This window comes from Achromobacter sp. DH1f, assembly GCF_000633435.1.
Classification (GTDB): domain Bacteria; phylum Pseudomonadota; class Gammaproteobacteria; order Burkholderiales; family Burkholderiaceae_B; genus Achromobacter; species Achromobacter deleyi.
The window spans coordinates 57,585-72,011 of sequence record NZ_AYMF01000006.1; the positions used below are offsets into that span (position 1 = coordinate 57,585).

Below are 14,427 nucleotides of genomic sequence, written 5' to 3' on the forward strand. Positions count from 1 at the left end.
GGCGGGCGGAAGGGGCGAGAAATAATTGGCGGTAAATGTTACTGTGCGGCCTTTTCCGGCGCAATCGAATCTCGCTGCCAGGCCACCCATTCGCCCGCGCCGTCGAAGTGGCGCGGCCCGCGTTTCGCGGCGGCCAGTCCGGCGCGCAGCACCTCGTGGTTCAGACCCGGCATGTGCCGCAGCAGGGCCGGCGGCAAAGCCTGCGCGTCCAGCACGTCCTCGTCGAATTCCACCGCCATCAACGCGCCGTCGTCCTGCACCCGCACGTACCACAGGCCTTCCATGTAGTCGCCGTGCCAGGGGTCCGGAAACACCGCTTGCCGAAAGCGAAAGCCGAATTCATGCACGTCTTCCCAGGGCCACGATTGGCGCAGGCCCATGCGCGCGGCCAGCTCGCTGGCGCGTGTGAAGCCGGCGTCGTCGAAGCGGATGGTTTCGGCGAACGGGTCGGGCGGGGCAGGCGGGCCGGCAAGCAGCCTTTTCAGGAATGACCACATGATGGCGTCGGGGAAGCGGATTCGATGCGGCAGTGTACTGGCGGGCGGCGCCGGCCGTATGACGAGCGCGCCAATCCCTGCAAGGCGATCCCGGCAAAAGCAGGCATCCTGGCCGCAGGCTGCAAAGATGTTACAAGTCTTGATTCATATCAACGTCCCGCGCCATGGCGCGGGTTAGGGTTGCGCTTTTTCCTGACGGGTCGCCGGCGACTGGCCGGGCCCCACGCGCAGCAAGGACAGGGATCCATGACAGACAAGACCTCGCAAGCCTCCGAATCGACCCAGGCCGACATCGCCGCCAAGCCGGCCACCAGGTCCGCCGCCAAGCGCACCGCCGGGGTACGGGCATCGGCCGCCAAGCGCCCGCAAGCCGCGCGCCGCGCGCCGGGCACCGCATCGTCCGCCGCGCGCAGCAAGCAAGCAGATGCCGCCGCCAGCCAACTGCCGTCCATCGAGCCCGCCGTCACGGCCCGCAAGCGCGTCAACGCGCGTGAGGTCGCCGCGCGCCAGGAAACCACGGCCGTGCTGGCCGACATTGCCCGCCGCTACACCGTGGGCGAATCCGGCGAGGCCCACGAGGCGCTGCGCTCGGTCATCGAAGAACTGTCGCCCGACGACGCGATGGCCGTGCACCGCGCGCTGCTGCAAGCCAATGCGCAGGCGCCCGCCGCCCGCCGCAACCCCGACGAAGAACTGGCCACCGATTGGCGCGAAGGCATCTACCCCTACAAGCACCGCATGCTGCGGCGCAATTACGAAAAGCAGAAGTACGCCTTGCAGGTGGAACTGCTGAAATTGCAGGCCTGGGTCAAAGCGACCGGCCAGCGCGTGGTGATTCTCTTCGAAGGGCGCGATGCGGCCGGCAAGGGCGGCACCATCAAGCGCATGATGGAACACCTGAATCCGCGCGGCGCGCGCGTGGTGGCGCTGGAAAAGCCGTCCGACACCGAGCGCGGCCAATGGTATTTCCAGCGCTATGTGCAGCACTTGCCCACGGCGGGCGAGATCGTGATGTTCGACCGCTCCTGGTACAACCGCGCTGGCGTCGAACGCGTGATGGGCTTTTGCACGCAGGCGGAATACCTTGAATTCCTGCGCCAGGTGCCCGATTTCGAACGCAATCTGGTCGCCAGCGGCATCCACCTGGTGAAGTTCTGGTTTTCGGTCAGCCAGGAAGAACAGCGCCGCCGCTTCCTGCAACGCAAGGTGCATCCGCTCAAGCAGTGGAAGCTCAGCCCGGTCGACCTGGCCTCGCTGGACAAGTGGGACGACTACACCCGCGCCAAGGAGGCGATGTTCGCGCACACCGACACCGCCGATGCGCCGTGGATCGTGGTCAAGTCCGACTGCAAGAAGCGCGCGCGCCTGAACGCCATGCGCTACCTGATCGGCCGCCTGCCGTACGAAGGCAAGAGCGCCGAGCCTGAGATGGCGCTGGATTCGCTGATCGTGGGGCGGGCGCTGTAAAGCCGGGTTCGTCGGGCCGGACCCGCGCGTTGACCGGCGCGGCGTCGTCGCTGTGTGCGAGGCGCGCCGCTTACTTGCCGCGCATCTGATCGATCAGCCGCCGATCGCGCTTGGTCGGCCGGCCGGCGGCGATGTCCAGCGCGGGTTCCGGCGCCAGGCGCCGCATTTCCGCCGCGCGGGCGCGGGCGGCGGCGCTTTCGGGGGTTTCCTCGTACAACTGGCGGGCTACCGGCGCCGGGCCGCGCACGCCGCTGACCGCCACCACGCGCACGTGCAGCGCAGGGTCTTCCTTGCGGATGCTGACCAGGTCGCCGGCGCCGACTTCGCGCGCCGGCTTGGCGGGCTGGCCGTTGACCTGCACCCGACCCTTGCCGATCTCGTCCACCGCCAGGCTGCGCGTCTTGTAGAAGCGCGCCGCCCAGAGCCATTTATCCAGCCGTATCTTTTCCATCGTGGTTCATCCAGACATCAGCCGGACATGATAGCGGTTGGCGCCGGGCTTGCGCGGGCACCGTCACGATTGCGAATCGCGCAGCAGCGCGGCAAACGCGCTGGCGGGCAGGGCGCGGCTGAAGAGGAACCCCTGCATGGCATCGCAGCCTTCCTCGATCAGCATCTGGCGCTGCGCCTCGGTTTCGACGCCTTCGGCCAGCGTGCGCATGCCCAGCGAATGCGCCAGGCGCACCACGCCGCGGATCACGGCGGTGGCCGTCGGCATCTTGCCCAGCGCCCAGACGAAGGACTGGTCGATCTTGAGCGTATCGATCGGCAGCCGCACCAGGTAGGCCAGGCTGGAATAGCCGGACCCGAAGTCATCCAGCGACGCCGAAATGCCGGCCTGGCGCAGTTCCAACAGGATGGTCGAGGCCTTTTCGACATCGCTCATCAGCGAGTTTTCAGTCACCTCGACGTCCAGCAGCGTCGGCGGCACGCCATGCACCTGCGCCAGCCGCACGATGGTGCCGGCCAGGTCGGGCGCGACCAATTGGCGGGCCGACAGGTTGAACGAGATGCGTGGCACCGGCAGGGCATCGGCCAGCCATTCGCTGATGTGCTGGCAGGTGGCATTGGCCACCCACTCGGTCAGCGCCGATTCCAGCGGCGAATCCAGGATCACGTCCAGGAACGCGGCCGGGCCCAGCAGGCCGCGGGTGGGATGGCGCCAGCGCAGCAGCGCTTCGGCGCCGCACAGCGACCCGTCGTGCATGCTGATCTGCGGCTGGAAGTGCAGTTCGAACTGGTTGTTGGTCAGCGCGCCCTGGATGTCGCCGCGCAGCGACAGGCGCGCGCCCAGGCCCTGCATCAGCTCGCGGTGGTACAGGCGCACCTGGAAGCGGCCGGCTGACTTGGCGGCGTACATCGCGGCATCGGCGTAGTTCAGCAGCATCTCGGCGGACTCGCCGGGCGTGTTCAGCATCGCGATGCCGATGCACGCGCCCAGCGACACCGAGCGGCCATGGATGTCGCTGGGCCGTGACAGCGCATTCAGGATCGAATTGGCCAGCGCCTCGGCCGCGCGCTCGTTGGTGTCGCGTAGCACCAGCAGGAATTCGTCGCCGCCGACGCGGGCGCAGAAGATCGACGGCGTCAGGAACTTGCGCAGCCGCTCGGCCACGTCGCACAGCAGCAGGTCGCCCTCGGCATGGCCGAAGGCGTCGTTGACTTCCTTGAAGCGGTCCAGGTCCAGGAACAGCACGGCCAGCGACGGATTCTGCGCGGTCAGCCCCGGCGTCGCGTCGGCGATGGCGCCGGACAGCGTTTCCATGCACTGGCGCCGGTTGGGCAGGCCGGTCAGGTAGTCATGCGTGGCCTGGTACCTGAGCAGGGCGGTCTCTTCGCGTTCGCGCGAGACGTCGCGCAGCAGCACGGCCAGGCCGTTGTCGTGGGGAAAGGCGCGGGCCTCGTACCACGTGGCCAGCGGCGCGTAATAGCCGGTGTGGTTGGCCGGGCGGCCCGTTTGCAACGCGGCCCGACAGGCCTCGTAGTAGCCGGTGCCGACCAGGTCAGGACAGGTATCCCACAGGGCCTGGCCCTCCAGGTCTTGGCTGCTGCGGCGCAGCAGCCGTTCGGCGGCGGGGTTGACGTAGCGCACGTGCCACGTGCGATCCAGCGAGATGAAGCCGTCGGCCAGGCCATCGAGCGTGGCGCCGTCCAGGTTGGCCGCGCGGGCAGGCGGGGGCGGTGATGGCTCGTTGCTTTCTTGGTTCATCTCGTTTCGGACTTCCCTGGGCGCATTCGATCCGCTCTTTGTATCGCATCGTGGGGGCCGCGTAAAACCAAAAAAACAACCAAAAAGCCGTTCAAAAAAAAACGGGCGCCCCAAAGGGCGCCCCAAGACCGGCAATCCGGTAGCGGACCGTCAGGCCGTGCCTGGCATCCCGGGGATGCGCGACGCGGCCAGGTCCGGGCAGTACTCAATCCAATTTCAGACCGGCTTCCTTGACCACGCGTTGCCATTTTTCGATTTCGGCGCGGCGGAAGGTATCCAGTTCGGCCGGCGTCGAGCCGATGGGCTCGGCGCCGATGCCTTCGAGCTGTTCGGCGATCTGCGGGTCCTTCAGTACCTTGGCCAGGGCTTGCGAGACCTGGTTGACGATCTCGGGCGGCGTGCCGGCGGGCGCGAACACGGCGTTCCATTCATAGGTCTCGTAGCCCGGCACGCCGGATTCGGCGATGGTGGGCAGGTCGGGCGCCGCCTTCGAGCGTTGCGATCCGCCCACGGCCACGGCGCGCAGCTTGCCGTTCTTCACGTGCTGCCAGGCCGATCCCATGCTGGCGAACATCACCGGCACCTGGCCGGACATGACGTCGATCATGGCCGGGCCGCCGCCCTTGTAGGCCACGTGCTGCAGCTGCGTCTTGGCCAGCAGGTTGAACAGTTCGCCGGCCAGGTGCTGCGCCGACCCGGGGCCGGCCGAGGCGAAATAGACATGGTCCTTGGCGCCGGGCTGGCCCAGCTTGATCAGGTCGGCCACGGTCTTGACTTCGTACGACGGCGTCACCACAAGCACGTTGGGCACGCGCAGCAGCAGCGATACCGGGGCAAAGGCGGTCAGCGTGTCGAACTGCATCTTGGGGTGCAGGGCGGGGTTCTGCGCGTGGTTGGACGCATCCAGCATCAGCGTGTAGCCGTCGGGCTGGGCCTTGGCCACCACCGCGCCGCCGATCATGCCGCCGGCACCGCCGCGGTTTTCGATCACCACGGGTTGGCCCAGTTCGGCCGCCAGCTTGGGGCCGATCAGACGGGCCACCACGTCGACCGTGCCGCCGGGCGGGTAGGTCACGACCAGCGTGACGGCGCGCTCGGGATAGGCGGCCTGTGCCGCGCCGGCAGCGCCGGCCAGCAATCCGGCGGCGGCCAGCAGGCTGCTGCGTCGCGCGAGGCGTTTGAACAGAGGGGTCATCGTGGGTCTCCTTGGAATTGGAACAGCTGCAACGGCGTGTCGGCGAGAACGGCGCGCCGTTGCGCGGGGTCGTCGATCCAGGTGTCCAGCCACTGCGTCGCCGCAGGGTAGGACGCCAGGTGGCGATGCTCGGTGTGGGGCCAGTCGCTGCCCCACATGAGTCGGGCGGGCGTGTAGGCGCGCAGCAATTGCTGCGTGGCCTCGCGCCCGGATGCGGCACAGGCGGGCGCGGGCCAATTGCGGTACGCGGCCGCCAGCTTGACCCAGACGCGGCCGCTGTCGGCCTGGCGCAGCAGGTAGGCAAAGCCCGGGTCGGCCACGCCCAGCGCAGGGTCGGGCCGGCCGAAATGGTCCACCACCAGGCGGCAGCCGGCTTGCAGCAGCGCCGGCATGATATCGGCCAGGCGCGCGGCCTGCACGTGGATTTCGACATGCCAGCCCAGCGCATTGACGCGGTCCAGCAGATGGCGCCAGGCCGGCGCCGCGACGTCGGGCAAGGGCAGGCCGATCAGGTTCAGGCGGATGCCGACCACGCCGGCCGCAGCCAGGGCCTGCAACGCCTCGTCCGCAATGGTGGGGTCCACCACTGCCACGCCGCGCAGCCGGTCGGGTTGCGCACGCAGCGCCTGGACCAGGTGGCTGTTGTCGGTGCCCAGGAAACTGGGCTGCACCAGCACGCCGTGCGTCAGGCCGTGCGTATCCAGCAGGGCCAGGTATTGGTCCAGCGTGGCGTCGTAGTCAGGGGTGTGGCGGCGCGTGTCCGCCAGCGCCAGGCCTTGCCGGAATACGTGGGCGTGAGTGTCGACGGCGGGGCCGGTCGCGGACGGGGGCAAGGCGGGTCTCCTGGGGGCGGGTGCGGAGCCGGTGGCCCGCACGCTTCTGTAAGGTTTTGTAAGGCGGGATTGTAGGGAGACCAGGTATAGTTTTCTATTGTGTAAAAGCGCTTTATTTATATTGGATTGATATGGAAACCCGGCATCTGCGCTATTTTCTGGCCGTCGTCGACCATGGCAGCGTCAGCCGCGCCTCGGAGTGGCTGGGGATCGCCCAGCCGGCGCTCAGCCAGGCGCTGGGCCGCATGGAAAAAGACCTGGGCGTGCGCCTGTTCGAACGCTCGCGTCAGGGCAGCACCCCCACGTCGGCCGCCATCGCCATCCTGGAAGACGTGCGCGCCAGCGTCACCCGCATCGATGCCGCTGCCCGCCGCGCCCAGGAAATCGGCCGCGGCAGCGCCGGGCAACTGACCGTGGGGCTGGTGTCGTCGGCGCTGTTCAACACGCTGCCCCGCGCCCTGCGCGAAATGCGGCGGCAGGCGCCCGGCGTGCGCATCATCCTGCGCGAGATGAGCAACGCCGAGCAGGCCGAAGCCTTGCAGACCGGCGAGATCGATATCGGACTGATGCACACCCCGGTGGCGGTGGGCGGCCGCATGCGCGAACGCCAGCTGCTGCGCGACCGCCTGGTGGCGGCCGTGCCGGATGAGTTCGAGGTTGCGCACGACGGCCAGGTGTCGATGGCGCAGATCGCCCAGGCCGGCCTGGTGATGTATCCGCAATCGCAATTGCCGGCGTTCTATGCCGACATCCTGGACGCCATGCGCAAAGGCGGCCACGACGCCCACGTCGCGCAGGAAGCCAACCGCACCCTGACCGTGCTGGCCTGCGTGGCCGGCGGCTGCGGCGTGGCGCTGCTGCCCAGCTGGATCCGGTCGCTGGATTTCAGCGGCGTGCGCTTCTGCGAGGTGCGCGACGGCGAACGCCTGCCCAGCTTCGACCTCAGCGCCATCTGGCCGGCGCGGTCGGTGCCGACGCTGGCTGACACGTTCGCCAATCTGGACCTGGGAGGGCGGTAAGGCCAGAGCAGCCCTGCACGGCATGATGCCGTCGCTGCGTAGCTGCCTGCGGGCCTTTCCTGGCTCAGTCTTTCAGTCCGCCTTCAGTTGCGCCGCCGAACGCTTAAGCCACGCTTAAGACGGCGGTTTCGCCGGAACTAGCCCCCCTTCGCCGTTCTAACCAGAAACGACTAGAGGGGCATGTCATGGATCTGAACTGGCAGCAGCAGTTATGGGAAAGCGCGCTTTGGCTGGCGCGCGCCTGTGGCATCACCGCCGTCGCGCTGGTGGCGGTGTCCCTGGCGTTGTCGCGCTGGACCGACTGGGGCCGCAAGTTCTGGCGCCTGGCCTGGCCCTACCTGACGCCGCGCCGCAGCTGGCGGCCGCTGTTGACGCTGGCCGCGCTGCTGTTCCTGGCGATGTTCTCGGTCCGCATGACCGTGCTGTTTTCCTATTGGTACAACGGCTTCTACAGCGCCTTGCAGGCGCTGGACCCGACCGCGTTCTGGCGCTTCCTGGGCATCTTTTCGGTGCTGGCCAGCGTGCACGTGGTGCGCACCCTGGTCGACAGCTACGCCGGCCAGGCCTTCGACATCCACTGGCGGGTGTGGCTCAACGACCGCCTGACCGGCGATTGGCTGGGCGCGCGCGCCTACTACCGCAGCCACTTCGTCGGCGAGCCGGTGGACAACCCCGACCAGCGCATCGAGCAGGACATCTCGATGTTCGTCACCGGTTCGCGCAGCCTGGCCATCGGTGCGCTCAGCGCCATGGTGTCGCTGGTGGCGTTCACGGGCATTCTGTGGAACCTGTCCGGGCCGCTGGGCGTGGCCGGCGTCGAGATCCCGCGCGCCATGGTCTTCATGGTGTACCTGTACGTCATCGTCGCCACGCTGTTCGCCTTCAAGATCGGACGGCCGTTGATTCTCTTGAACTTCCTGTCCGAACGCCTGACCGCCAACTTCCGCTACGCCTTGCTGCGGCTGCGCGAAAACGCCGAAAACGTGGCCTTCTATCAGGGCGAAGCCGTCGAGCGCGCCACGCTCTGGACGCGGTTTTCGGCCTACATCGCCAACCTGTGGGCGCGGGTGTACCGGGGCCTGAAGTTCGACGGCTTCAACCTGGCGGTCAGCCAGGTGGCGGTGGTGTTTCCCTTTCTGTTGCAGGCGCAGCGTTTCTTCAGCGGCGCCATCAAGCTGGGCGACGTCATGCAGACCGCGCAGGCCTTCGGCCAGGTGCAGGATTCGCTGTCGTTCTTTCGTACCTCGTACGATTCGTTCGCCCAGTACCGCGCCACGCTGAACCGCCTGGCGGGCTTTCTGGATGCGAACGCGGCGGCGCGTGAACTGCCGGCCATCGAGCCGCAACCCTTGCCCCACGGCCTGCAGATCACTGGCCTGGATGTGTCGCGGCCCGACGGGCAGGCCTTGTTGCGCCAGTTGAATCTGTCGCTGCATCCGGGCCAGGCCCTGCTCATCAAGGGGCCATCGGGCAGCGGCAAGACCACCTTGCTGCGCGCCCTGGCGGGCCTGTGGCCGTATGCGCAGGGCAGCGTGAAGCGGCCGCTGGGCGCGGCGGCGCTGTTCCTGTCGCAACGGCCCTATCTGCCGCTGGGTGCGCTGCGCGATGCCGTGGCGTATCCGGGCCACGCCCAGCCCGGGGACGACACCCGCCTGGCGGCCGCGCTGCGGCAAGTGAACCTGGGCCACCTGGCCGGGCGTCTGGACGAGGCGGCCGACTGGTCGCGCATCCTGTCCATCGGCGAGCAGCAACGCGTGGCATTCGCCCGCGTGCTGTTCAACCGGCCCGCCATCGTGTTCCTGGACGAAGCCACGTCGGCCACCGACGAAGGCCTGGAACACATGCTGTACAGCCTGCTGCGCCAGGAACTGCCGGATTGCATGCTGGTCAGCGTGGGCCATCGCAGCACGCTGGACCCGTTCCATACGCACCGGCTGGCGCTGGATGGCGAGGGCGGGTGGGGGATGGGGGCGATGGATGCTGCGCACGGGTCTGCGCGCACGTTGGCCGCCGCGTAGGCACGACGTTCAGGACGGCGGCGAACGTCGCATCAACGAACGCTCAAGTCCCGACGCGCAGCGGCCCGGTCAGCTTGCGCAGCGCGGCGATGACGCTTTGCGCGGTGATGCGGCCGGTCTTGGGGTTGGCCGACGGGATGTTCTGGATTTCCATCGAGAACGACGCCGAATCGGACACGACTTCGACGCGGTGGATATTGCGTTCCAGCGACGGGTCGGCCCAGATTTCGAGCGTGGTGCGATCCGGGCCGATGCCGGCCAGCGACACGCTGACCGCGACGTTCAGGTTGGCCGGGAAGCCCACGGCCGCTTCGCGCGGCGAGCCGCGGAAGATCAGGCGCGGTTCGGTGATGTCGGCGATGTCGATGTTGTTGTCCACCAGGTACGGCGCGCCGAGCAGGCCGCGCACCGGCTTGCGGGTGATCATGGTGACCGAGTGAATGACGCCTTCGGCGGCGGCGGTGATGGCGTCCAGGCCCAGGATGGCGCCGGACGGCACCAGGATCTGGCCCTGGTGGGCGCGCGCCAGTTCGATCAGGTCGTCGTGGCGCAGCAGCGCGCCCGAGCTCAGCACCACCAGTTTCTTGCCGGCCTTGAGCACCGGTTCGGCCAGTTCGCGGAACACGGCGGCAGGGGCGCATTCGACGACCACGTCGCAGTGCTCGGCCAGCTCGCCAATGGTGGTGAAGGTGGGCTTGGCGTTTTGCCAGGCGAAGGCGGGCAGGGCCTTGGGGTCGCGCACGGCCACAGCGGCCAGCGTCAGGCCGGGCAGGCCGGCATCCAGGGATTGCGCCACGGCCTGGCCGATGGCGCCGAAGCCGGCGATGCCGACGCGGTAGCTGTTCATGGAAGATTCCGGATGAAGGTCGCGGCGAACCGCGGGGTCGAAGGCTAGGCCAGCGGGCGGTGGGTCTGCCCGGCCAGGGTCGGCGGTCACTGTAGCGAGGGGGCGGGCAGGCGTCAATGATGGGCAGGAATTGTCGGACGGCTGAACGGGCCATGGGCGCCGGGGTATCCATCTGGCACACCAAAGCGCGACAGCCGCGCCGCGACAACGATCCGGGCTGGTGTCGCCGCCGCGTACACTCGCGCTTTCGCACCACGCTTCACCTTGCCAGGAGACAGGCCATGCAGATTTCCGCCGAAACCCCCGCCGACATCGACGCCATTTTCGCGTTGACGCAGCTCGCGTTCCGCGACCATCCGCATAGCCAGCAGACCGAGGGCTACATCATCAACGCCTTGCGTGCGGCCGGCGCGCTGACGCTGTCTCTGGTGGCCCGCGACGCGGGCCGCCCGGTGGGCCACATCGCCTTTTCGCCGGTCACGGTCAGCGACGGCGCGGCCGATTGGTACGGGTTGGGCCCGGTGGCGGTGTTGCCCGAGATGCAGGGCCGCGGCATTGGCGCGGCGTTGATCCAGGCCGGCCTGGCCGAGCTTAAGGCGCGCGGCGCGGCCGGCTGCGTGGTGATGGGCGATCCGGCCTATTACGGCCGCTTCGGCTTTGCGGCCACTGCGGCGCTGACGTACCCCGGCGTACCGCCGGAATACTTCATGGCGCAGGCGTTCACGCGGTCAGCCAAGGGGCAGGTGGCGTATCACGAAGGGTTCGCTGCAACGGGGCCGACTGCCGCTTGAGGCGCTTGCTCCAGCGCGAATTCCTGCCCGGTGTAGTCACCCGCCACCTGCACGTCGCCGCGTGCCAGCCGGGCCGACCAGTCATCCAGAATGCGGCGTTCCTCGGCGCTGACGTCCGCACCCAGCACCAGGCGCAGCGAGGCCTCGGCTTCCAGACCGAAATGCGTGATCTCACCCACCCGCAACGCCCCGGCCGCATGGTCGGCCGCGGCGCGTTCCACGCACAGGCCGGAATCGGCCAGCGCCGATGCCAGGAATACGGCCGGATCGCGCGCCACCCAATCGAGCACGTTGCCGATCTGGCGCAGGCCGTGGCGGCGGCACGACTCGGTGATGCCGCTGCGGCCGCCGTCCATCATCGCGAACACGATCCGGGCGCCGCGCGCGGCCAGGCCATCGGTCCAGGCGCCGGCCAGCGCGGGGTCGTGCTGGTTGCCGCAAAAGCCCGTCAGCGGATCCTGGCCCCGCACCCGGCGCACGCCGTCGGCATAGGCCGCGCGACCCTTCAGGCCGGGCCGTACGCGTTCGCCGGACAAGTGCGCCGCGCCGCCGCGCAGCCCCGCCAGCACGCCAGCCAGGAAGGCGGTGTGTTCCTGCAGGATGTCGTACGAAGCCACGTTGGCGGCGTGATGGCTGCCCTGGGTGATGGCAAACTGCGTGCGCGCAAAGCGCGGCGCGATGCGCGCCACCGGAACGTCGCCCTGGCCGCCGTGCACGATGACCAGGTCGAGCCCGGCCGCGCACAGGTCTGCCAGGCGCTCGGTGCGCCGGTCCGGATCGTTGTCGGCGATCCATTCGATTTGCAGCGCATGGCCCGCCCGGGCGGCGCGCGCGGCCCCTTCGACGGCGGCTTCGTTGAAGCCGCCACGGCCCGGGTGGCCGAACAGCACCAGCACGCGGCGGGCGCTCACAGGCTGGCTCCGGTGGCACGCACCACCGGCCCCCAGGCGTCGGCCTGGCGGCGCACGAAGTCGGTGAATTCGCTGGGCGATTTCTCGGCCAGCACGAAACCCTGGCCTTCCAGTTTGGCGCGCAGGTCGGGCGTTTGCAGCACCTGCGTCAACGCGGCGTGCAGACGCTGGCTGATGGCATCCGGCAAGCCGGCCGGCCCCGACAGACCGATGAAATTCTCGGCCACCAGGCCGGGGTAGCCCAGTTCGCCCACCGCCGGAATCGCCGGCGCCTGCGGCACGCGCTGCTGCGTCGTGACGGCCAAGAGGCGCAACTGTCCGGTACGCAGGAACGGCAGGTTCTGAGGCAGCGCATCGACCGCGAAGCGGATCTGGCCGCCCAGCAGGTCATTGCGCATCGCGCCCGATCCCTTGTACGGAATGTGCTGCAGCGGCGCGCCGGTCTGGCGCGCATACAGCTCGCCCACGATCTGCCCCACCGATGCCAGGCCGCCGCTGCCGTATTGCACGGGTTCGGGTTGCGCCTTGATCCAGTCGGTCAACTGCGCGAAGGTCTCGGCGGGCACGGATGGGTGCACCACGAAGGCGGTCGGCACCGCACCGATGTAGGCGACGTGGCGAAAGCTGATCAGCGGGTCGTAGCTGTGCTGCGGCATCAACGCCGGCGAGATCGACAGCGGCGCCGAGTTCGACATCAGCAGCGTGTAGCCGTCGGCCGGGGCCTGCGCCACTTGCGCCGCGCCCAGGGTGGAACCGGCGCCGGGACGGTTCTCGATCACGATGGCCTGGCCCAGCAGGTCGGCCAGCGTCGGCGCGATGACGCGCGCGGCGATGTCGCTGGCGCCGCCAGGTGGAAAGGTCACCACCAGCCGGATGGGGCGTTCGGGCCACGCGGCGGCGCGCGCCGGACGGGGCCGCGCAAGCGGCAGCGCCAGCGCGCTGGCAAGCAGAAGTCGGCGTCGGGAGATCGGCATGGCGGTACGGCTCTTTGGCGGCAAAGGGCCGTACTGTAGGAAACCGCAAGGCGTCCCACAAAGACTTTATGGCGGTTTGCTTATGCCCGCCGCGCGCCAGGCGCGGACGGGCTGCAGCGCACGCCTTGCACGTGCGCGTTCAGGGCCTGCCGCGGCGGGCAGGCCCGCAGGCCTTAGCTGCCTTTCTTGGCGCGGGCCATGTAGTCCACGGTCAGGTTCGACAAGGCGCGCACGCCGTTGATCAGGCCCGATTCATCCACGTAGAAACGCGGCGAGTGGTTGGGCGCGGCGGTTTCCGGATCGGTGCCCTTGGGCGTCACGCCCAGGTAGAAGAACATGCCCGGCACCTTCTCCTGGTAGAAGGAAAAGTCTTCCGATGCCGTCGACTTGGGCTGCAGGCCGTAGTTGCCCTCGCCAGCCACGCGCCGCAGGGTGGGGCCCATTTCCTCGGTCAGGCCGGGGTTGTTGACGGTGGCGTTGTACAGCTCGACCACTCGCACATCGGCCTTGGCGCCCGCGCTCTGCGCGATCATCGCGGCCGTGCGTTCGATGCGCTGGTGGATGTCCTTCTTCATGCCCTCGTCGTACGTACGGATGGTGCCTGTCATGGCAACGCTGTCCGGCACGATGTTCATGCGGTTGCCGCCATGGATGGCGCCCACGGTGATGACGGCCGGTTCCAGCATGCTGTTGATCTGGCGGCTGGGAATGGTCTGCAGGCCCAGGATGATCTGCGAGCTGACCACGATGGGGTCGATGCCCGACCAGGGGCGTGCGCCATGGGTCTGCTTGCCGGTGACGTCGATCCAGAACTGGTCGGCCGCGGCCATCGCCGGGCCGCTGCGCCACGACAGCTTGCCCACCGGATAGCTGCTGGACACGTGCAGGCCGAAGATCGCGTCGACCTTGGGATTTTCCAGCACGCCTTCCTGCACCATCATCTTGGCGCCCCAGATCTTCTTGCCGTCCGGCTCGAAATCGGCCGGGCTTTCCTCGGCGGGCTGGAAGATGAATTTGACGCTGCCGGGCAACTGGTCTTTCATGCCAGCCAGGACTTCGGCCGTGGCCATCAGGATGGCGGTGTGGGCATCGTGGCCGCAGGCGTGCATCACGTCCACTTCCTTGCCCAGGTAGGTGCCTTTGGCCTTCGAGGCAAACGGCACGTCGACCTGTTCCTTCACGGGCAGCGCGTCCATGTCGGCGCGCAGCGCCACCACCGGGCCGGGCTTGCCGCCCTTCAGTACCGCGACCACGCCCGTGCCGGCCACGCCCGTCTTCACGTCCATGCCCAGCGCGCGCAGATGGTCGGCCACCAGCTTGGACGTGCGGTTTTCCTGGTTGCCCAGTTCGGGATGCTGATGGATGTCGCGGCGCCACGCGATGAGCTTGTCTTCGATGGCCTTGGCGCGCTGGTCGATCTGCGCGGCCAGCGCCGCGTCGGGCGCGGGCTGCAGCGGGCCTTGCGTGCCGGGCGCGCTTTGCGCGGCGGCCAGTCCGCTCATGGCCAGGTGCGCGGCCAGCGCCAACGGCGCCAGGCGCCACGCGAGAGTGCGTTGCTTCATGGTTGTCTCCTCTTGGTTGTTAACCTGTTATTGGGCGGAAATCTTACCCGAGCGACAACCCCTTGATGCGATTTTTACCGATGCTTAAAAATGGCGCGGTTTGA

The 14,427-nt window shown here is 68.5% G+C and carries 13 protein-coding genes; 4 read left to right on the top strand and 9 right to left on the bottom strand.

Annotation, left to right across the window (positions count from 1 at the left end; translation table 11 throughout):
• Positions 1–38 precede the first annotated feature (38 nt).
• On the bottom strand, positions 39–497 hold the full coding sequence (locus U858_RS0102965; protein WP_025135703.1) for a hypothetical protein: 459 nt from the start codon (positions 495–497) through the stop codon (positions 39–41).
• A 246-nt stretch (positions 498–743) separates the two neighbouring features.
• Here U858_RS0102965 and ppk2 point away from each other — a divergent pair, with 246 nt between their 5' ends.
• The gene (gene ppk2 / locus U858_RS0102970) at positions 744–1,964 is read left to right on the top strand and encodes a polyphosphate kinase 2 (RefSeq protein ID WP_025135704.1); all 1,221 of its coding nucleotides are present in this window, start codon (positions 744–746) and stop codon (positions 1,962–1,964) included.
• A 70-nt stretch (positions 1,965–2,034) separates the two neighbouring features.
• Here ppk2 and U858_RS0102975 read toward each other — a convergent pair whose 3' ends face one another.
• From U858_RS0102975 to U858_RS0102990, 4 genes are all read right to left on the bottom strand, one after another.
• The gene (locus U858_RS0102975) at positions 2,035–2,415 is read right to left on the bottom strand and encodes an RNA-binding S4 domain-containing protein (protein ID WP_025135705.1); all 381 of its coding nucleotides are present in this window, start codon (positions 2,413–2,415) and stop codon (positions 2,035–2,037) included.
• Between the two features lie 63 nt (positions 2,416–2,478).
• Positions 2,479–4,173 carry a bifunctional diguanylate cyclase/phosphodiesterase gene (locus U858_RS0102980; protein WP_025135706.1) on the bottom strand — a complete coding sequence of 565 codons (1,695 nt, stop codon included), beginning with the start codon at positions 4,171–4,173 and terminating at the stop codon, positions 2,479–2,481.
• A 205-nt stretch (positions 4,174–4,378) separates the two neighbouring features.
• A complete protein-coding gene (locus U858_RS0102985; RefSeq protein ID WP_025135707.1) occupies positions 4,379–5,368 on the bottom strand; it encodes a tripartite tricarboxylate transporter substrate binding protein in 990 nt (329 codons plus the stop codon).
• Positions 5,365–6,201 carry an amidohydrolase gene (locus U858_RS0102990; RefSeq protein WP_025135708.1) on the bottom strand — a complete coding sequence of 279 codons (837 nt, stop codon included), beginning with the start codon at positions 6,199–6,201 and terminating at the stop codon, positions 5,365–5,367. Before U858_RS0102990 ends, U858_RS0102985 begins: the two co-directional genes overlap by 4 nt.
• Before the next feature lie 131 nt (positions 6,202–6,332).
• Between U858_RS0102990 and U858_RS0102995 the strand changes: the two genes are divergently transcribed.
• The gene (locus U858_RS0102995) at positions 6,333–7,220 is read left to right on the top strand and encodes a LysR family transcriptional regulator (protein ID WP_025135709.1); all 888 of its coding nucleotides are present in this window, start codon (positions 6,333–6,335) and stop codon (positions 7,218–7,220) included.
• 185 nt (positions 7,221–7,405) lie between these two features.
• Positions 7,406–9,238, top strand: coding sequence for an ABC transporter ATP-binding protein/permease (locus tag U858_RS0103000; protein ID WP_025135710.1), 1,833 nt, complete (start codon positions 7,406–7,408; stop codon positions 9,236–9,238).
• A 43-nt stretch (positions 9,239–9,281) separates the two neighbouring features.
• Here U858_RS0103000 and U858_RS0103005 read toward each other — a convergent pair whose 3' ends face one another.
• Complete coding sequence (locus U858_RS0103005; protein ID WP_025135711.1) at positions 9,282–10,085, bottom strand: aspartate dehydrogenase; 804 nt, start codon at positions 10,083–10,085, stop codon at positions 9,282–9,284.
• Positions 10,086–10,366: 281 nt separating this feature from the next.
• On the opposite strand from U858_RS0103005, the gene U858_RS0103010 reads away from it, so the two are divergent.
• On the top strand, positions 10,367–10,876 hold the full coding sequence (locus tag U858_RS0103010) for a GNAT family N-acetyltransferase (protein WP_025135712.1): 510 nt from the start codon (positions 10,367–10,369) through the stop codon (positions 10,874–10,876).
• Here the strand turns inward: U858_RS0103010 and U858_RS0103015 are convergent.
• The 3 genes from U858_RS0103015 to U858_RS0103025 all read right to left on the bottom strand — a co-directional run bounded on the left by U858_RS0103015 (position 10,837) and on the right by U858_RS0103025 (position 14,323).
• Positions 10,837–11,787, bottom strand: a complete 951-nt coding sequence (locus tag U858_RS0103015) for a BMP family ABC transporter substrate-binding protein (RefSeq protein ID WP_025135713.1) — start codon at positions 11,785–11,787, stop codon at positions 10,837–10,839. The genes U858_RS0103010 and U858_RS0103015 overlap by 40 nt on opposite strands.
• A complete protein-coding gene (locus tag U858_RS0103020) occupies positions 11,784–12,761 on the bottom strand; it encodes a tripartite tricarboxylate transporter substrate binding protein (protein WP_025135714.1) in 978 nt (325 codons plus the stop codon). The genes U858_RS0103015 and U858_RS0103020 overlap by 4 nt, the downstream gene beginning before the upstream one ends.
• A 173-nt stretch (positions 12,762–12,934) precedes the next feature.
• Entirely contained in the window at positions 12,935–14,323 is a 1,389-nt protein-coding gene (locus tag U858_RS0103025) for an amidohydrolase (RefSeq protein ID WP_025135715.1), read from the bottom strand.
• Positions 14,324–14,427: the final 104 nt, after the last annotated feature.